Annotated in this window: 20 protein-coding genes, 1 tRNA gene and 1 pseudogene; 10 read left to right on the top strand and 12 right to left on the bottom strand. The window is 34.0% G+C overall.

The window, feature by feature from the left end:
- Positions 1 to 218: 218 nt before the first annotated feature.
- The 5 genes from ABEG11_RS14390 to ABEG11_RS14410 all read right to left on the bottom strand — a co-directional run bounded on the left by ABEG11_RS14390 (position 219) and on the right by ABEG11_RS14410 (position 3,786).
- Positions 219 to 1,676, bottom strand: a complete 1,458-nt coding sequence (locus ABEG11_RS14390) for an AAA family ATPase (RefSeq protein WP_348824868.1) — start codon at positions 1,674 to 1,676, stop codon at positions 219 to 221.
- A 53-nt stretch (positions 1,677 to 1,729) separates the two neighbouring features.
- Positions 1,730 to 2,848 (bottom strand): vWA domain-containing protein, encoded by a 1,119-nt coding sequence (locus tag ABEG11_RS14395; RefSeq protein WP_348824869.1) that lies wholly within the window; start codon positions 2,846 to 2,848, stop codon positions 1,730 to 1,732.
- 148 nt (positions 2,849 to 2,996) lie between these two features.
- Positions 2,997 to 3,377, bottom strand: a complete 381-nt coding sequence (locus ABEG11_RS14400) for a YchJ family protein (protein WP_348824870.1) — start codon at positions 3,375 to 3,377, stop codon at positions 2,997 to 2,999.
- 11 nt (positions 3,378 to 3,388) lie between these two features.
- Positions 3,389 to 3,622: a hypothetical protein gene (locus ABEG11_RS14405; protein ID WP_348824871.1), complete on the bottom strand. Its 234-nt coding sequence runs from the start codon at positions 3,620 to 3,622 to the stop codon at positions 3,389 to 3,391.
- A gap of 11 nt (positions 3,623 to 3,633) precedes the next feature.
- Positions 3,634 to 3,786, bottom strand: a complete 153-nt coding sequence (locus ABEG11_RS14410) for a hypothetical protein (RefSeq protein ID WP_348824872.1) — start codon at positions 3,784 to 3,786, stop codon at positions 3,634 to 3,636.
- A gap of 425 nt (positions 3,787 to 4,211) precedes the next feature.
- Here ABEG11_RS14410 and ABEG11_RS14415 point away from each other — a divergent pair, with 425 nt between their 5' ends.
- Positions 4,212 to 7,055, top strand: a complete 2,844-nt coding sequence (locus ABEG11_RS14415; protein WP_348824873.1) for a PAS domain S-box protein — start codon at positions 4,212 to 4,214, stop codon at positions 7,053 to 7,055.
- Positions 7,052 to 7,447: a response regulator gene (locus ABEG11_RS14420; protein WP_348824874.1), complete on the top strand. Its 396-nt coding sequence runs from the start codon at positions 7,052 to 7,054 to the stop codon at positions 7,445 to 7,447. Before ABEG11_RS14415 ends, ABEG11_RS14420 begins: the two co-directional genes overlap by 4 nt.
- Here the strand turns inward: ABEG11_RS14420 and ABEG11_RS14425 are convergent.
- Positions 7,444 to 7,989 carry a hypothetical protein gene (locus ABEG11_RS14425; RefSeq protein WP_348824875.1) on the bottom strand — a complete coding sequence of 182 codons (546 nt, stop codon included), beginning with the start codon at positions 7,987 to 7,989 and terminating at the stop codon, positions 7,444 to 7,446. The genes ABEG11_RS14420 and ABEG11_RS14425 overlap by 4 nt on opposite strands.
- 211 nt (positions 7,990 to 8,200) lie before the next feature.
- Here ABEG11_RS14425 and ABEG11_RS14430 point away from each other — a divergent pair, with 211 nt between their 5' ends.
- From ABEG11_RS14430 to ABEG11_RS14455, 6 genes and pseudogenes are all read left to right on the top strand, one after another.
- Positions 8,201 to 8,443, top strand: coding sequence for a hypothetical protein (locus ABEG11_RS14430; protein ID WP_348824876.1), 243 nt, complete (start codon positions 8,201 to 8,203; stop codon positions 8,441 to 8,443).
- 168 nt (positions 8,444 to 8,611) lie between these two features.
- Complete coding sequence (locus ABEG11_RS14435; RefSeq protein WP_348824877.1) at positions 8,612 to 9,052, top strand: KTSC domain-containing protein; 441 nt, start codon at positions 8,612 to 8,614, stop codon at positions 9,050 to 9,052.
- A gap of 162 nt (positions 9,053 to 9,214) precedes the next feature.
- On the top strand, positions 9,215 to 9,433 hold the full coding sequence (locus tag ABEG11_RS14440; RefSeq protein ID WP_348824878.1) for a hypothetical protein: 219 nt from the start codon (positions 9,215 to 9,217) through the stop codon (positions 9,431 to 9,433).
- Between the two features lie 249 nt (positions 9,434 to 9,682).
- On the top strand, positions 9,683 to 10,438 hold the full coding sequence (locus tag ABEG11_RS14445) for a DUF4369 domain-containing protein (protein ID WP_348824879.1): 756 nt from the start codon (positions 9,683 to 9,685) through the stop codon (positions 10,436 to 10,438).
- 18 nt (positions 10,439 to 10,456) lie between these two features.
- Positions 10,457 to 10,843, top strand: a pseudogene (locus ABEG11_RS14450) (TlpA family protein disulfide reductase); the annotation flags it as partial.
- Between the two features lie 185 nt (positions 10,844 to 11,028).
- Positions 11,029 to 11,112, top strand: a tRNA-Tyr gene (locus ABEG11_RS14455).
- A gap of 855 nt (positions 11,113 to 11,967) precedes the next feature.
- Here the strand turns inward: ABEG11_RS14455 and ABEG11_RS14460 are convergent.
- Together ABEG11_RS14460 and ABEG11_RS14465 are read right to left on the bottom strand one after the other, a co-directional pair.
- Positions 11,968 to 12,342 carry an FAD-dependent oxidoreductase gene (locus tag ABEG11_RS14460; protein WP_348824880.1) on the bottom strand — a complete coding sequence of 125 codons (375 nt, stop codon included), beginning with the start codon at positions 12,340 to 12,342 and terminating at the stop codon, positions 11,968 to 11,970.
- Between the two features lie 221 nt (positions 12,343 to 12,563).
- Positions 12,564 to 13,571 (bottom strand): glycoside hydrolase family 43 protein, encoded by a 1,008-nt coding sequence (locus tag ABEG11_RS14465; RefSeq protein WP_348824881.1) that lies wholly within the window; start codon positions 13,569 to 13,571, stop codon positions 12,564 to 12,566.
- Positions 13,572 to 13,961: 390 nt separating this feature from the next.
- Here ABEG11_RS14465 and ABEG11_RS14470 point away from each other — a divergent pair, with 390 nt between their 5' ends.
- Positions 13,962 to 15,269 (top strand): O-acetylhomoserine aminocarboxypropyltransferase/cysteine synthase family protein, encoded by a 1,308-nt coding sequence (locus ABEG11_RS14470; protein WP_348824882.1) that lies wholly within the window; start codon positions 13,962 to 13,964, stop codon positions 15,267 to 15,269.
- Between the two features lie 111 nt (positions 15,270 to 15,380).
- Here the strand turns inward: ABEG11_RS14470 and ABEG11_RS14475 are convergent, their stop codons facing one another.
- Genes ABEG11_RS14475 through ABEG11_RS14490 form a run of 4 tightly spaced genes read right to left on the bottom strand, consistent with a single transcriptional unit; the run spans position 15,381 to position 18,180 of the window.
- Positions 15,381 to 16,571, bottom strand: a complete 1,191-nt coding sequence (locus tag ABEG11_RS14475; RefSeq protein ID WP_348824883.1) for a DUF3570 domain-containing protein — start codon at positions 16,569 to 16,571, stop codon at positions 15,381 to 15,383.
- Positions 16,572 to 16,587: 16 nt separating this feature from the next.
- On the bottom strand, positions 16,588 to 16,821 hold the full coding sequence (locus tag ABEG11_RS14480; protein ID WP_348824884.1) for a DUF4266 domain-containing protein: 234 nt from the start codon (positions 16,819 to 16,821) through the stop codon (positions 16,588 to 16,590).
- Complete coding sequence (locus ABEG11_RS14485) at positions 16,818 to 17,711, bottom strand: FAD:protein FMN transferase (protein WP_348824885.1); 894 nt, start codon at positions 17,709 to 17,711, stop codon at positions 16,818 to 16,820. The genes ABEG11_RS14480 and ABEG11_RS14485 overlap by 4 nt, the downstream gene beginning before the upstream one ends.
- A gap of 34 nt (positions 17,712 to 17,745) precedes the next feature.
- Positions 17,746 to 18,180 (bottom strand): thioredoxin family protein, encoded by a 435-nt coding sequence (locus ABEG11_RS14490; protein ID WP_348824886.1) that lies wholly within the window; start codon positions 18,178 to 18,180, stop codon positions 17,746 to 17,748.
- A gap of 443 nt (positions 18,181 to 18,623) precedes the next feature.
- On the opposite strand from ABEG11_RS14490, the gene ABEG11_RS14495 reads away from it, so the two are divergent.
- Positions 18,624 to 19,043, top strand: a complete 420-nt coding sequence (locus tag ABEG11_RS14495) for a response regulator (RefSeq protein ID WP_348824887.1) — start codon at positions 18,624 to 18,626, stop codon at positions 19,041 to 19,043.
- Positions 19,044 to 19,081: the final 38 nt, after the last annotated feature.

Genomic DNA, 19,081 nt, shown 5'->3' on the forward strand with positions numbered 1-19,081 from the left:
AATTTTAATTATGTGTTAACAAAGATTGTACTTGTAGTTTATGAATCCATTTATAATAATTTAAAACTAAGCCATTACTGAATTAATTTACAGATTTGGTTAATCAATGGGAATTCTGCATGGTCGGATTACTAATTATTACCGCAAATTCGCAAATTATTATAATGTTTTAAAATTTGCGAATCAGCGGTGAGTATTATTAAAGTTAAAACGGAGCATTATAATCTGCTGATGTAACTTCCGAAGATGTCTTTGAATTGATAACCTTTGGAAATTCGGTCTTTACTCAGTTTTTTATATTCTACCAAGCCCCACAAAATGAATTCTTTCATAAAATAACGGTCTTTTTTGTCTAAGCTGGGCTGGTATTTTTCGATTAATTTGTTCAAAGGAACTATATTGTCTAAAATTGTTTTGTATTCCTCATCAGTACAATCATCTAATATTTCAAAACCGCTTTCTGTAAAAAACCAGTCCAGAATATCAGTGTACGGTGTTCGTTCTCCCTGTTTTTCTAATTTTTCAATTTTAGGGAAGTAAGCTGGAAATAAAGAATGAATGGCATCATGTATCAGGCGCTGTGCCACAAAAGAGGCTCCCTCCTGCTCTCCTTCGTAAACCAGTTCGACTTTACCGGTTATTGATGGAATAACCCCCATAAAATCGGATAACCGCAAAGTTGTTTTATCTGCACCTGACAGCAGGGCACGGCGCTCGGCGGTACTTAATAGATTTTCATAAGCTGTAATGCTCAATCGGGCACTTACACCGCTTTTGTTATCTATAAATTCACTTTCGCGCGCTTCAAAACTGATTTGCTCCAATAAATCTTTTGCTAAAGACGGAATGTAAACCAAATCACTTTGAGCAGAATCAAGTTTGGCTTCCTGAGCTGTAATTGTTTTGGCAATATGAATGTCCTGCGGATAATGCGTTAAAATCTGTGAACCGATTCGGTCTTTCAAAGGTGTAACTATACTTCCTCTGTTGGTATAATCTTCAGGGTTGGCTGTAAATACAAACTGCATATCAAGTGGCATTCTCAATTTAAAGCCTCTAATCTGTATATCACCTTCCTGCAGAATATTAAATAAAGCTACTTGAATTCTAGCTTGAAGATCAGGTAATTCGTTAATCACAAAAATACAGCGGTTAGCTCGTGGAATCATTCCAAAATGAATCACGCGGTCGTCTGCGTAAGACAGCTTTAGATTCGCAGCCTTGATAGGATCAATATCACCTATCAAATCAGCTACAGTTACATCGGGAGTGGCTAGTTTTTCAAAAAAGCGTTCGCTTCTATGCAGCCAAGAGATTGGGGTTTCGTCACCTTTTTCGGCAATTAAATCCTTTGCAAAACGGGACAAGGGATGAAAAGGATCATCATTAATTTCGGAACCTGTCACATACGGAATGTAATCATCCAATAATTCTGCCATTTTTCGCGCCAAGCGGGTTTTGGCCTGACCACGCAGTCCTAATAAATTAATATTGTGCCGGGATAATATGGCTCGTTCCAGCTCAGGGATAACGGTGTTTTCGAATCCATATATTCCTTCAAAAGCTGGCTGTCCCGATCTTATTTTTGCTATCAGATTTTGGCGTAATTCATCTTTGATGCTCTTGCTGATATATCCTGATTTCTTTAATTCTCCTAAAGTTTTTATGTTATCCATTAATTTTTATTTTAATTTATAATTGACATTGCTATTGTCATTGAAATTGAAAACTATTTTATCCTTTTCTTCCTATTGGTTTCATAATCCTCAAAAATCATTTCGCCCAAACCTTTTAATCCGGTGTAAAACGCTTTTCCCTGATTAGCTTCGGTAAACTTATTCACAAATTTTTGCAGATAAGGATCATTGGCTATCATAAAAGTGGTTATTGGAATATGCAGTTTTCGGGCTTGCCGTGCTTGTGTATAGCATTTTTCGACGATATAATGGTCGAGACCGTTGCTGTTCATGTAATAGGAACCGTCTTTTTCCCTGACACAGCTTGGTTTGCCATCGGTAATCATGAAAATCTGTTTGTTCGTGTTTCGTTTTCGGCGCAATAAATCCATTGCCAGCTGTAAACCCGCAACAGTATTGGTATGATACGGTCCCACCCGCAGATAAGGCAGATCCCGAATCGAAATCCGCCAGGCATCATCGCCAAATACAAGTATGTCTAGGGTGTCTTTTGGGTAGCGGGTGGTGATTAATTCAGCCAATGCCATTGCCACTTTCTTGGCGGGCGTAATGCGGTCTTCACCATACAGAATCATACTGTGGCTGATGTCTATCATCAAAACGGTGCTCATTTGGGATTTGTAACGGGTTTCTTCGACAACCAGATCATTTTCGGTTAGCTTAAAATCCCCCACTCCGTTGTTAATTTGAGCATTCCGCAGACTTTCGGTGAGGGAAATACGTTCTAGACCGTCTCCGAAATGAAACTCCCGAAACTCGCCCGTATGCTCATCACCGCTGCCCACGTGCTTGGTTTTATGGTTACCGCTCCCTGATTTTTTTAGGTTGCCGAAAATATTATCCAAAGCCTGCTGACGAATGGCACGTTCTGTTTTGGCGGTAATTCCCAAACCTTGGGTTCCATCGTCTTTGAGTTCTTCTCTGATATAGCCTTTTTTCTTTAAATCCTCTATAAAATCATCGATGGTATAAGATTCATCAGTCAGTTTGTATTCTTTATCCAATTCACGCATCCAGCTGATGGCTTCGTCAAAATCTCCTGAAGTATGTGTGATAAGCTCTTTGAAAATTTCAAAAAGTTTATCAAACGGAGACTGGAACGGTGCTTCGTAAGTCTTAAAATAGAATCCTTTTTTTATCGTGTTCTCCATAATCATAAATTTAGATTATTTTTAAATGAACTTAACGCTAAGATTTTATAATTTTAAGTTAAAACCGAGACAAATACCAGGGCATTCACTCTAAAAACGTTTAGCCATTCTTGTGGCTATCTTTTTTAATATATATGTTTTGAAAAAATCATTTAAACTTCCCATCAACATAAAACCAGCTGTCATTCTCTTTTTTAAAGGCAGAAATTTCATGATGCACCTGGTTAAGATTATTTTCGTCTTGGAAATATGCTTTAAACTCAACTGTATTTTCAGCAGCTGAAATAATCTCAAGTTTCTGCCATTTATTGGCTGTAGCCCAATGCAGAATATCCTCTTTCGAATAATGTTTTCTTTCAGAACTATGAGTTGTTGCCAAAAGATAATCGGCCTGATGACTGGCATAAGCAGCATATCTTGATTTCATCAAAGCTAAAGCTGTTGGTGCTTTTTCTACTCCGCTGATATAAAGGTTACAGCACGATTCAAAAGATCTGCCAGAACCACAATAGCAATTTTTAGCAATCATAATCTAGAAAATTAATTAAGCTGTGCTTTGAGCAATTCTATTTTTTGCTGTAATTGATTCAGTAAAACCTGGAATTTACTAATCTCTCTCAAATCTTCATCGTCATCTGAATGGTCCAGGAGTTCATCTAATTCCTCGCTTACTTCCACCAGTTTATTATTAGCGTCCTTGGCCTTTTTATTGGCTATAAGGTCAATTATTTCCTGAACTCCGTTTTTTAATTCATCAAATTTGCTTGCTTCCATCTCAAAATATTTTATTTATTCTCCGAAGCTTTGTCTTCATTGAATTTCTTAGTAATCTGTTTTAGTTTTTCTTTTCTATCCAGCTCGGCTTTTTTAGCTTTGCTTTTGGCTTTATGCAGTTTATCGTTATGTTTCTTGATATTTCCTTCGTTATTCCGGCTCATGTTTTTATGTTTGTTTTGTACATTTTCCAATTAAACGTTTCTGTGCAAATTTCGGTTTTATTATTGAAAGGATATCTATTTATTTTATAGCGAAGAACTTTTTATATATTAGCAAATCAAAAACATCATCGTTTTTATCGATTAAAAGCAATAATTGGTATCTTTATGTTTGAAAATTCAGATTTAATCAGGTAATAAATTTAAGAATTTATGACCATCCGTAATTAATGCCAAGTCAATGGAACATATAATAGCCACTGATTCAAAGATTAAAATTAGATTGTCACCCCAAAAAAGTACGGATTTTTACACAATATATGCATAAGTACCATTTCTAAAAAATCCAATTAAACAGATCCGTGAATCTTTGGACGATAAAAAATGGTATGCTTTGGGACAGTCATATAAATATTTATTAAAAACATATGGAATATCAGAATAAATGGCCTAATTATTTAAAGTGGCTGTTAAACAGGCCAAAGACTGTAGGTTTTACTTTTTTTTTGGTTTTGAGTTTTAGTGTATCGTATATGATCTACCAGCGGATTCAAATCTTAAATAAAAATAAGACCTATGAGATGGAAACCGCTTTGGAGAATTTGCATCAGAATATTGACCAGAATCTGAAAAGCTGCTATACTACCACGCTTACTCTTGCATTAACGATAAATGATAATGGTATACCTGAAAATTTTGAATCCATTGGTTCTAAGCTTTTAAATTCCAATCGATGTATTAGTGCCATTCAGTTAGTACCTAATGGAATAATCAAGCATATTTATCCATTAAAAGGAAATGAATTTGCATTAAACTTAAATCTATTTACTTCTCCAAATCTTAAAAAAGAAGCCCTAAAATCCATTAAAACCCGAAAAATGTATTTCGCGGGACCTCTAGAATTAAAACAAGGGGGAGTAGGAATTGTTGGCAGATTACCTGTTTTTAAAAAAAATAAATTCTGGGGTTTTTCTGCGGTCATTATTAAATTAGACACTTTGTTAAAAATGTCAGGAATTAAAACAATTGACACCACTAAATATTATCTGCAATTTTCAAAAACAGACCCAAATACCTATAAAGAAAAGTTTTTTCTTCCAGTCGAAAAAACTTTTCACACCAACAAGCAGATTTCTACCATAATTCCAGATGGCAGCTGGAAAATCTATCTGATAGAAAAAAAGCAGAACAACAGCTATTCTGCTCTTTATCTTCCTTCGGGGTTAGGTTTTGCAATAGCGGTGCTGTTTGGAGTTATCATAACAATCGTATTGGACAGGCCAAGAAGATTACAGCAGTTATTAGCAATTCAAGAGACAAAACTCCTGAATAGCGAAATGAAGTTCAAAACCGTTTTTGATCAAGCCCCTGTAGGTATAGCATTAGTAAAAAATGATACTGGTAATTTTATAGAAGTCAACAAGAAATTCTGTGAAATAATTGGCTATACCAGAGAAGAAATGAAATCTAAAAGCTACCAATCAATAACTCATCCTAGAGATCTGGTAGTCAGTGAATCTATAACCGAAGAGTCTGCTGCTGAAGAACAAAATGACTATACCATAAAGAAACGTTATATAACAAAGGAAGGAAAAACGGTCTGGGCAAATTTAATTGTATCTTCTCTTTATGACATAAACGAAAATCTGAATACCAATATTGCAATTATTGAAGATATTACATTGCAGAAACAAATCCAGGATGAACTCAAAGAAAGTGAAAAACAGTTCAAAAGCCTTTTTAAAAATTCACCAATACCATTATGGGAAGTAGATTTATCTTTGGTAAAAAGACATCTTAACAATTTAAATTTAATTCATAAAGATTCCGATTTTGTATCCGATTATTTAAATGAACATCCCGAAACTGTTAACAAATGCTTTTCTCTCGTTAAAGTAATTGCAGTAAATTACAAGTGCTTACAAATGCTCAATATAAAATCCAAGCAGTTATTACAGAACAACTTGGGGCAAGTACTTGATGAAGTTACTCTTAGAGATTTCAAAAAGCAGTTATTAGCCATAACGCAGAATAACAGTCATTTGTCCTATGACACTGTAATTAGGAACAGTGATGGTGAACCTATAGACATTTTTTTCAGATGGAATCCAATAAAAGGCCACGAAAAAACAATGGATCGAATGATTATCTCGACCGAAGATATTACTTTGAGAAAAAAAAATGAAAATATAATTATTGCTTCTCAGCAAAAGGTGGAATCGCTTATTAATACTATAGACGGTATTGTTTGGGAATGCAATATTGAGACATTTACTTTTAATTTTGTAAGCAAAAAAGTTGAAGAAATCCTGGGCTATACCTCCGAAGAATGGCTGAGTGACCCGAATTTCTGGCAGGATCATATCCATCCAGATGATCGAGCGTGGGCAGTAGATTATTGTACAGCTAAAACGAGAGAAAATTCAAACCATGATTTTGAATACAGGATGATCTGCAAAAATGGAGCGGTAATCTGGCTGAGAGATATGGTAAATATAGTTTTTCGTAACGGAAAACCAGTCAGCCTTCATGGAATAATGATTGATATTACAAAATCTAAGAATATAGAAAACGATTTGAATAATTCATTCAACCTGGTGACAAAACAAAATGAAAGGCTTCTTAATTTTTCATATATAATTTCGCATAATTTAAGATCACACACCAGCAATATTGCTTCGATTGTAAGCCTGATTGAAAGCGCTGATACTGAAAACGAGAAAAAAGAACTGATGGTACTGCTGGTCTCTGTTTCTAAATTATTAAACGAAACCATGGTGCATTTAAATGAAGTTATCAATATACGTACCAATGTGAGCCTAGTGATAGAACCACTGAACTTAAATGAATATATTGATAACGCCATGAAAATTTTTTCTAAAGAAATTCTATCAAAAGAAATTTCGGTTATCAATTTGATACCTCAAAATTTAATTATAAATTACAATCCCGCTTATTTGGAAAGTATTTTATATAATCTTATTTCGAACGCAATTCGATTTAGCCATCCTGATAGAGAGTCCGTGATTTGTTTTGAATGGATTGTCAAAAAAAATAAAAACATTCTTCAAATTTCGGATAACGGCATAGGTGTGGATTTAGAGAAATACGGCAGTAAAATTTTTGGGTTATACAAAACCTTTACTAATAACAAGTTATCCAAAGGAGTTGGGCTATTCATAACAAAAAATCAGATAGAAGCCATGGGGGGAACAATTACTATCGAAAGTCAAGCAGGCCAAGGAACAACCTTTAAAATAGAAATATTATGAGTGAAATAACAATATGGGTTGTAGATGATGATCCAATTTATCAGATCATTGTCAATAAACTGATTAAAAAATCTGAACTGTTTTTGAATGTCTCAAGTTTCAAAAACGGAAAAGATGCTATAGATGAATTTAAAAAAAGATTAGAAGAAAAGGAAGTACTCCCCAGCATAATACTCTTAGACATCAATATGCCAATAATGGACGGCTGGGAATTTATGGATGAAATTGTGGTTTTAAAAAATCAAATCAATGAAAAAATTCATATATATATAGTAAGCTCGTCAATTGCAATAGAGGACAAAAGCAAAGCCGCACAATATTCTGAAATAATATCCTACCTGGTAAAACCGCTGAACAATGACGATTTAAAATCAATTATAGCCAGCTATTAATCAATACCTCTCTTTATTTCTTCCAAAGACTTGCTGGTAAAAATCAATTCGTCTATAATTTTCCTGCGTAATTTATCAATGTCATCATAATCAAAATACCTGGCCCATGAAGTCAGTTCAAATAAATTCCGAATCTGCTTAATTCTTTTTGCAGTGGCAAAACTTGTTCTAAGTATTGCTTTAGAATCATAATCTGGATTATTTCGATGCTGATAATTAACCGTTCTTTTTACGTAATCAGCTTCGAGGTAATACAATTCTTCCTCTGCATTATCGGGATAAAACTCATTCCATCTTGCAAAACCAATTTTGAATTTAGAATCTGTCTCTGGTTCCATCGGTACTAATCGCCACTTGCTATTGGCCAGCCGTCCCCAATGATTAGATAATCGGTACATGCCTTCTTTGGTATAGTAATATTTACTGCCCGACTGGCTGTCATATTGCACTGGCATTCCAGCGATCCGATCAGGCAGTACCTCATGAAAAACGCAAAATGTGTTTTTGAATGATCTTGGACTCGGACGAAATATTTTTTCCATGAAACAAAGGTAGCCACAAACAACAATAATCCCAAAACATTTAAAAAAACAGCAATAATAGTTTCTATTGTGGTCTATCCTCGATTGCCTTTATCAAAAAAATATAATATTTACTCCATTTACCAAACATCAATTGCATCAGTCCTTATAGAATACATTATAATAAAATATGTAACTTTGTCCCCAGAATTTTATTTAAATAATATAGATTATGACCAAATCAACACAAGAAAAAATGCCTCAAAAAGGTGTTTTCACAGGAATAATGGAGCAAGACGAAAACAAAAACTTTTTTTGTGGGGAGTATCTATTAGACTTTAAAATGGCTCAAAAACACCAGCTCGGTGATTGGATTACTATAAAAAGTGTCATCGAAAACCCGAGCGACATCAGTTACAGCAAATACCCAAAAAAATCTAAAAACTTCGATAAAGCAAATAGAAAAGCTGAATAACAGTTTATTTACAGCTTAAAATCAAAAAAAGAATCAGAAAACCCTTTTTCTGATTTTTTTTTGGGTCTAAAAGGATAAGTTAAAAAAAAGTGTACCTTTGCAAAAAATTGTCAATTTTCGGCCAGTTTAGTTTGGTTTAATAGTAAAAGACAAGCAGTTACCTTATTTATGAAGAAAATAGTTGAATACCGCAAACTACTAAATGTAGAAAAAACAGTAGATCTTAAAACATTAAAAACCATTTATCGCAATGCGATGAAAGATGCCCATCCTGATAAATTTCAAGGTGACGATGCTGGTTTAAAAGAAGCTGAAGAAAACAGTAAAAGAATTATTGAAGCTTACCATTTCTTAGTAAGCATCAACGCTGAGACAATCAAACAGCTTTTACCAGAGTATACTGAAACAACATCTGCATCAACAGTAACAGATTATAAATTTGTGGAAGGCAGATTAATTATCAACTTTGCAAATGGAAGTATATACGAATACATCAGTGTTCCAAAAGCTACTTATGTAAAAATGGTAAACGCCGATTCTCCTGCGCGTTTTGCAAAAAGACATATATTTAATGCTTTCCCTTGGAGAAAAGTAACTAACCAAGAATAGTCAAAAAATAAAGCGATATTAAAGCACTCCTGATCCGAGTGCTTTTTTTGTTACTTATTGGATGTAATTTGTTAATTACTTAATAGGCACAGATAATATTAACTTTTTTTTAACAGGTAATTTGATAAATTAGCAAACCCGAATCATATAAATTTAACCAAAATGAATGACAAAATTGCAACGTATCAAGCGCAGTACAGGAACGCTTTGAATACAATTGAAAAATTAAAAGTAAAAAAAGCAAATATCGATTTACAATTATTAGACAATCCTGTCTGTTCTTTTTTGCTAAAAGACTTAAGAGAAGTTAATTTAGATATTACGATTACTCAAAATGAAATTGAACATATCGAATCATATCTGCATCAGCACAACTTTTAAAAATGTTTATTAATAAAAAAAATAGCCTATCGCGAAAAATTACTCAAATACAAAAAACAGTATGTAACCTCACTTCAGCTGTTTAATTTCCTATAATATCTTTAAAATAAAAATTATAAACACTGATTTTTTCTAGTTATAAACCGCTATAAGAGCTAGAAAATTATAACATAAATTTAGGTTCTAAAGTTATTGTTAATTTATAATTTTAAATACTTTTGTAACCTTAAAAACAATTAACTAATAAAAATGAAAAAAATTATTTTATTTCTAACCGCTACAGCATTACTTACTTCTTGTAGCAAAGACAAATACACAATATCTGGAACTGCCAAAGGATTTGAAAACGGTAAAACTGTTATCATGGAGACCCAAGATGACAAAGGCATGGGATTAATTGCTGTAGATACAGTAAAAATTGAAGATGGCAAATTTGAAATCAAAGGAAAAGTAACTGAACCATCTTTTCATACCTTACAAATCGAAGGTGCACAAGGTAAAATTCCATTTATCTTAGAAAACGGTGATATTACAATTGTTGTAAATAAAGATACAATTCAAAAATCAAAAATTTCAGGAACTTATAGCAATGATGAGTATGTGAAATTTAATGAAGAAATCACAAAAATCCAAAAGCCTTTAATGGATTTTCAAACAGCTAATATGCAAAAAATGCAAACGGCTCAACAAACTAAAGATACTGCAACTATCAATGGATTGATGAAAGAATACACTAAAATCCAGACTGAAATTGGAACTACATCAAAAGCTAAATATGTAGATTATGCAAGCAACCATCCAAAATCATTTATCAGTGTATTAATCATTCAGGGAATGAGTAATGATCCAGCGGTAGATACTAAGAAAATTGAAACCATGTACAACAGCTTGGACGAGACATTGAAAAACTCTAAACCAGGAAAAGCTGTAAAAACTAAACTTGCTGAATTGAAAACTCCATCAGTAGGTGCTAGTGCAGTACCAGCTGCGCCTGCTGCTAAATGAAGAACAGATTTTTCTGCACCCAATCCGCAAGGCAAAACAATTAGCCTTAAAGAAAGTTTAGGAAAAGTAACAATCGTTGATTTTTGGGCTTCATGGTGCGGTCCATGCCGAAAAGAAAATCCAAATGTAGTTGCTATTTATAACGAACTGCATTCAAAAGGTCTTAATATAATTGGTGTTTCACTAGACGATAATCTTATAAAATGGAAAGAAGCTATTGCAAAAGACAAATTAGTATGGACTCAGGTTTCAAATCTTAAAGGATGGGAGGATCCAATTGCAAAACAATACAAAGTGGAATCAATTCCAGCAACTTTCATACTTGATCAGTCTGGAAATGTAGTTGCACAAGATCTGAGAGGTGATGCACTTAAAGCAAAAATCATAGAATTACTAGGAAAATAATATTTTTTACTGGTATAGAATAAAAAATCTCCCTAGTGGAGATTTTTTATTTTATTCACTTCCAGTTCTTTAAAAACAAAGTGAAAATATTATAGAAATAAAGTGCAAAAAAAGTTTGCAGAACTAAAAACAGTGCCTATATTTGCACCCGGTTAACGCAATAAGCGCTACCAAATATAAGGCTCGGGGAGATACTCAAGCGGCCAACGAGGGCAGACTGTAAATCTGCTGTGTGAACTTCGCAGGTTCGAATCCTGCTCTCCCCACCAAAAGGGTAAAAGAAGTAAAAAGGCAGCTTTTTCAATCTTTTCAAAAACCCGCAAAAAACGTGGTAAAACCTGCAAATCTTAGGATTCGCAGGTTTTTTGCTTTTACGGTATTTTCAAATTTTAATGGTAATGTCGGATCAGGTGCAAAAAATATACCATCTTATGAAATTAATCCTGTTTTTAGTAGTCAAACCGCGATGAATACCAAAGAGATTTTTAAGATGACTAAAATAGTCTTCTATTCCATTTGTGGTTTTGGGAATGTTTGAATTTTGCAGATAGTGAAACATGGAGTTGCTACATTTACTGGGACATAAATTTTAAGACTGTTTAAATAAAAATAAATATCTTAGAATTATGAAAAAAAGAGTTTACTGTGCTGAATTTAAATCATCAGCAGTACAATTAAGTTACGAGCTAGAAACATCAAAGAATTAGCAGATGAACTAGGTATCCAGATAGAGCGTATTTATAAATGGAGATCTTCTCAAAAAACATTCATTAATCCATAACCAATTATTTCTAAAAAGACTGAGACAGATTCTTTAGAAGTAAAACAATTGCGAAAAGCCTTTAAAGAAAAAGAATTAGAGCTTCAGATATTAAAAAAGGCCGTTCACATCTTTTCCAAGAGCGATGGGAAATCTACCAATTTATAGTCAGCTATAAACATTTATATCCCATTGAAAAGATGTGCTGCGTTTTAAAAGTAAGCTGAAGTATTTATTATAGATGGTTCAGCGGTGGTCCTTCTAATAGATGAAGCTGATTCTTTATGGTCAGAAATCAAAACTAATTCCTGTTAAAAGCATGAAGTCAGCTCCCTCCAGAATGACTGCTTTATAGCTTTTATTGTCATTTTAAAAAATCTTCTTCTGCCATTAAATTATTTAAAAATACTCCTGTATTATTCCCTGTTGATACAGCATAAGACACAGCACGAAGAGTATTTGCATTATCTCCACATGCGAAAATATTATCTACGGTTGTTTTCTGAAATGCATCTACTTTGATAAGTCCTTGTTCTGTCAATTCACAGCCCAATAATTCCGAGATTTTACAATGTTGTTCAAAAGGAGGTCTTGAATAGATAGCTTTTAACTCAAAAGCTGAATTGTCAGCAAAAATTATTTCTTCAACTACCCCGTCTTTGTGATTTAACGAGGTAATTTCCTTTTCAACTATTGAAATATTGTGCCTTTTGATTTCATCAGCTTGCTCTTTTGTCAATTCCGATTTTCCATTAGTAAATATGGTTAGATCCTTTGTCCAGTTGCTAATAAAAGCAGTAAAACCTGCAATTTCAAAAAATTGCAGGTTTTATATCTAACAGCTGTTCTTAATATTTATAAAGCGCTTATTTTCTTTTGGAGTAAAACTACAGTCCCCTTTGACTAAATTACAAAGAGGCACAAAATAGATTGAATACTTTAAAAACAAATGCTGCGATTTTAGTTGACAGCTCCTGAGGCTTGAACTGTAATTTTATCCCCGCTTAAATCAATTTTGAACAGTTTAGGAATCCGGATATAATTGCCATTGTTATCCTTATGACTGTGCAATGCCATAAATGTTTGTCCTTCAAAAGATTTAAATATCATGCCATGTCCATAATTGGGCGGTGTAATCGGGTCTTTTTCCTGTATCCACGGTCCAGTGAGCATACCACTCTGGGAATATGCCACACCTTGAGTGTAAACATTGTAGATCCAGCTAGTCCATAGCATGCCCAATTTCCCAGTTTCAGTTCGGAATGCATAGGGTCCGTCTGTTACTTTATTAGGCTGATCTTTAAAAGCAGGATTTTCTTCTCTGCTCCACGGTGAGTTACTTGCCTTAAAAAGTATTTCCGCAGCGCCCTTTGTACCGCTTAAATCAGATTTTAATTCAATCTTTTCTACTGTTCCATCGTCATTCTGTACCCATTCATGACAGTAAATTAAATAAGGCTTATTATTTTTATCAATCCAAAATGTTCCATCTAGAGTAGATTTATTTTCAGGCAAATATACTGGTTCATGCATGGGAATATATGGTCCTTCTGCCTTATCACTTACCAGAATATGACAGGCGCGTCTTTCATTTACTTTTCCGTTTTCATTAGTTATCTTAATTGCACTGTTGGTGAAAGTCGCAAAATAGTAATACTTGTTTTTGTATTTATGAATTTCTGCTGCCCAGATCATTGGCTTTGGTCCCATCCATGAAGCAGTGTCAATTTTAACAACATTATAAGGACCCGTCCATAATTTCAGGTCTTTGCTTTTCCATAACATACCTCCTGTACCTGTCATGTAATACATTTTGGATGCTTTGTCAGGCATTATAAAAGGATCGCTCAGCCTGATGGAGTCAAGCGGTATATTTTCTTTGATTTCTTTTTTGGACTGTCCAATTCCAATGTATGGAATTACCATAAAGAAAATAAGCAGCATAGGCCTGAAAGTTATTTTTTTCATATTTTTTTAATTGGTTATTATTTAATAGAGAAACAAAATTATTTTATTACAAATAAAAAATTATTTTGCTTAGTTAATGGGGGTGAAATTGGTAAATAACAATGGTGATTCGGTATTTTGAGCATGTTTCAAAGAATTTACGGAAAAACGTTCAAAAAAAACAAAACGCTTTAGAATAGAATATTATTTTTTTCCTCAATTTAATAACGAACTCCAATAATTTTATTTTATAAATTTGTTGGTATACATTTACAAAAAGTGCCCGATATAGACTTAAATTTTGCATCAGGCAGCTGTATCTAAGAAAATCTGAAAAAAACTCATGCTATTTGAATGAGCCATACATTTAGTTTATCATAAAAAAATTTAACTATTTAATTATAAAAAATAATGTCAACAACCAAAAATTTAAAATTCGAAACCCTGCAGGTACATGCAGGACAAGTGGCTGATCCAACAACAGGCTCTCGTGCTGTGCCAATATATCAGACAAGTTCGTATGTATTTGAAAACGCTGAACATGGTGCCAATCTATTTGCATTAAAACAATTTGGAAATATCTACACTCGTCTTCAAAACCCAACTACAGATGTTTTTGAGAAACGTGTAGCAGCTTTAGAAGGAGGTGTTGCCGCTTTGGCAGTTGCATCTGGTCAAGCAGCTCAGTTCATTGCGCTAAACAACATTTTAGAATCTGGAGACAATTTTATATCAAGCAGCAATATCTATGGAGGTACTTACAATCAATTTAAAGTATCTTTTAAAAGACTTGGCATCACGGTACAATTTACAAAAGAGACTACAGCAGAAGGATTTGAATCACTCATCAACGAAAAAACTAAAGCATTATATCTGGAAACAATTGGAAACCCAAGTTATGATATTCCAGACTTTGATAAAATTGCTGCAGTAGCCAAAAAATATGATTTACCGCTTATTGTTGACAATACATTTGGAGCAGGAGGTTATTTATTCAGGCCATTAGAACATGGCGCCGCAATTGTAGTAGAATCAGCGACAAAATGGATTGGCGGTCATGGTACAAGCATAGGCGGAGTAATTGTTGATGGAGGCAGTTACAACTGGGGTAATGGAAAATTCAAGCAATTTTCTGAACCATCAGAAGGTTATCATGGACTTGTTTTTGCTGATGTATTTGGAATTAACAGTCCGTTTGGCAATATCCAGTTTGCCATTCGTGCGCGCGTAGAAGGACTTCGGGATTTTGGTCCAGCAATCTCCCCATTCAATTCTTTCCAACTTATTCAAGGTTTAGAAACATTATCGCTCCGTGTGCAGCGCCATGTTGATAATACATTAGAGATTGCAAAATGGCTCGAAAGCCATCCGCAGGTAGAGAAAGTAAATTATCCTGGACTGGAAAGTTCGCCAAGTTATGCCAATGCACAAAAATATTTTAAAAAAGGTTACGGCGCAGTTCTTTCTTTTCAGATAAAAGGAGATGTTACAAAAGCTGATGCTTTCATTGACAGCTTGGAATTAATCAGTCATTTGGCAAATGTAGGGGATACAAAATCTTTAATCATTCACCCGGCAGCCACAACACATCAGCAGTTAAGTACTGAAGAACAAAAAGCGGCTGGAGTATTTGTTGGACTATTGCGTTTATCTGTAGGAATTGAACATATTGATGATATCAAAGCCGATTTACAACAGGCTTTTGACAAAATAAAATAATTTTGTATTAGATTATAGCTGGCATAAAAGTAAACATGCATACATCTATTCATAAAAAGAGGCTGACCCAAAGATCAGCCTCTTTTTTTTATATAAGAATTAAACTGTTTTTTACTTGTATTTAATGTTTAAGCTGATAATATCAGAAACCATATTCGTTGTTCTTGTGTAGTGTCCATATCTGATTTCTATGGTGTTCCAATGTTTAAGGCCAAAAAGACCATTAAGTGGCGTAAACTTCATTCCCATTCCAAAGAAGCTGCTGTCAAACTTTGATAAATCATAATTACTGGTGTAATATTCATCAGCTGCTGTATGTTCTCCATAAGGCTTAAAATATTTGGTTCCTGTCTGAGTGTAATATCTATAAAATGGACTCAAAGAAAAAGCCTGAGTTAATTTGACAGGAATTTCAAGATCGGCAGTATGGGCTTTTAAACTCCAGTCATCAGAATAATAACGATAGTAAGCTCTAAGAATAAAATTATCGCCTAAAAAATAACTGGCTCTTAATCCAAGCGGGATTTTCAATCGTGTATCCGGCATTTTTTCCTGATGGACTGATCCGTCGGCAAAATATACTCTGTGGAAAGGAAGGCTCAAATAACCATTCTGGCTAATGATATCGCCTACTATCATCAGCTGCAGTCTTTGGTTTATTACTTGCGAATAGCTTAAAGTTCCTGCAAAAGTATTTCGATCTGCACTGTCATAACCTTCTTGTCCAGGAGTACGAAGTTCAATTGGTTCTATTAATTTTAATTGATCTATATACGTTTGAAACTTTGCGGTAAATTCTCCATTTCTGCTTCTTGTTTTTTGAGAAAAACTAAGATTTCCTCCAAAAGACTGATAATCAAATTCGGATGATGATGAAACACCAGCGGCAAATGTTCTTCCTTTTTCTTCATTTTCTCTAATATATGTTAAGGAAGGATAAAAACGAATGTCTGAAGACGAGGCAGAAGAATTGGCGCTCAAATCAATCATGTCTGATGATGCCGAAGTGTAATGATCAATACCTGCTTCGATATCAAAAGAGTGCTTGATTCCGTTTTCGCCGTATTTTATTAATTTAACGTCAATGGTGTTTGCAATATCAGTTAGATGCTCAGAACCAATTCCTCCTGTTACAGCCGAATTATCACCATCCTGCTGGTAATAGCTTGAAACTAAATTTACTTCATCAACTTTTAATTTTCTGCTTTTATAGCCGGTAGAATCTGCAGCAGTATTCTGTGCTTTTAATTGGTATTGGAATAAGCCCAATAAAGCAAGTCCTGTTATAAATATTCTTTTCATTTTTTACTTTTAAATATTAGTTACAGCCACAGCCTCCACCGCTTTTTCCTGCATTTGCTCCGGAAGCGCCCTCACGGTAGGATTGAAAACTAAGTTCTGTCTTCTCGATTTTTCTGTTGGCCAGCACCATTTCAGAATCGTTGATTCGTCCTTTCTGGTATTCTTTTACTGGAGTACAGGAAGCAAGAAGCAAACTTGTAAAAGCAATACTGCAGGATACTAATAATATTTTTTGTCTAAGCTTTTTCATTTCAGGTTGATGTTTTTTGAAGTGTAAATTTTATTGTTATCGTCAATAATGATGCAGTATAAATCGGGTATTTGGTCAATTAAATACAAGCCTGCTTTAATACCCATTACTGCTATTGGAGTTGCCATTGCATCAGCAAATTCAGCATTCGAAGCAATAATGGTAACGCTCTTGATTCCGGTTATTGGCAGACCTGTTTTTGGGTCAATGGTGTGCGAATATTTTTTGCCATCGATGGTTATAAATTTTTCATAGTTCCCCGAAGTCGCAACAGCTTTATTGGATATTTCCATAAAAGAAAATGCCGAAGCAGGCGATTCCGGATCTGCAACACCTATCGTCCATTTTTTGCCATTTGGCTGTAATCCCCAAGCCGAAAGATCTCCGCTGGCATTTATGATGCCGCTTTTTACGTTATGCTTCATGAGTAGTTTTTTCGCCATTTCGGCCGCATAGCCTTTGCCAATACCACCAAAACCAATACGCATTCCTTCTTTTTTTAGAAAAACCGTGGTGTTTTCCTTATCCAGGATTATATTTCGGTAATCGATAAGATGCACCATTTTCAAGGCAGTTTCAGCATCAGGAAGTTTTTTCATTGTTTTGTCAAAATTCCAAAGGCTTTTATCGATACTGCCGTACGAAATATCAAACGCTCCCTGAGTGATATTCGAAATACTGATGCATCTTTCGATCAGATTAAAAACTTCCAGGTCGACTTTGACAGGTTTTATTCCTGCATTTTCGTTTATCAGATTGGTTTGGCTGTCATTTTTATAAGTTGTCAAAAGAGTTTCAATCCTTCTTATTTCGTCAATAGCCAGATTAATATTCGCATTAGCAATAGTTTCGTTTGAGGCAACAACAGTTATGGTAAAGTTGTTTCCCATCAGTTTTAAAGATTGCGAATATTTTTGTTCGATGTTATTTGCTGCTGTCACAGATTGCTTTTATTTCCTCAGTCCATTGTTCAGGTGTGATTTCTGGTTTTCCGTGCCATGTTTTTAGTACTTTGCCATCGGCATTAAGCAGTAAAGTAAGCGGAAAATTCCCTTCCCTATTGTATATTTCGGCAAGGGCTTCATTGCGTTTCACCTGTTCAGGAGTTCCAATGTTTTTCTGTTTTCTTGGGAAATCAGCATTGACCAGCACTAAATTCTCTTTTGCCATATCTGTAAATGCCTGACTTTCGAGATAATCCCTTCGCAGAACAATACAGTAACCGCACCAGTCGGAACCAGAGAAATTTAATAAAATGAGTTCATTTTTTTCCTTTGCTATTTTTTTGGCATTATTAAAATCGGGTTCCCACTGTATTGGAATTACTGCCAATAACCATAACATCATAATTAGTTTCATCACAATCTGTTTTTAGATACATACGAAATAACGAATTATTGAATATCGAATTGTTTTTATTTCCTTAAGATTCGATTAATATAAGCCGTCGAGTAAAATTATAACTGCTTGGAAACATAGAGAATACTTGCAAAATCTGCAGAAATATGTATGCGCTGCTGCTGTTTTTACAGACAGCGTTATAGGGTTAAAAATGTTGATTACATTAAGTTACCAAGGCTGTCGCTCCCACTCTATCATACTATTTGCAAAGAAGTTTACGTTTTATAATTTATATACCAATTGATGCTTTGTGTTGAATGCTTCAGTCTTTTCTGAAATAATTTAAAAAAGAGAATTACTCAAATTATAGGAAGTTAATTATATATTTATTATTTTCACAATCGGCAAAATAGTTTTTAAGGTTAACTGATTCGTTCCCAAACAACTTAAAAAAAGACATTATGTGCAAGATACTATTAATTGAAGATAATGAGGGCGATATTTTTTTGATTAAAGAAGCTTTGAATGAAAGCAATTTCCATGGTGATATAGTCGAAATAAAAGATGGTGAAGCGGCAATTTCTTTCTTTTTAGATGAAAAATCCAGCAAACAAATATCTTCAGTAAACTTAATTTTGCTTGACGTAAATCTTCCCAAAAAAAATGGGCACGAAGTATTAAAGTTTATTAAAAGCAATGATGATTTAAAACACATTCCTGTTGTAATGCTAACAACTTCTTCATCAGAAAACGATATTAAAAAAGCTTATAAAAATCACGTAAACTCCTATATTACCAAACCATCGGATACCGAAGAATATTATGACGTGATAACCAATATTAAAAACTACTGGTTTTTCATTACTCAGTTATCCAACTAATACAAAGAACATTCAATTGTAATTTGATCTTTTTACAA

This window comes from Flavobacterium aestuarii (assembly GCF_040049115.1).
Taxonomy (GTDB): Bacteria; Bacteroidota; Bacteroidia; order Flavobacteriales; family Flavobacteriaceae; genus Flavobacterium; species Flavobacterium aestuarii.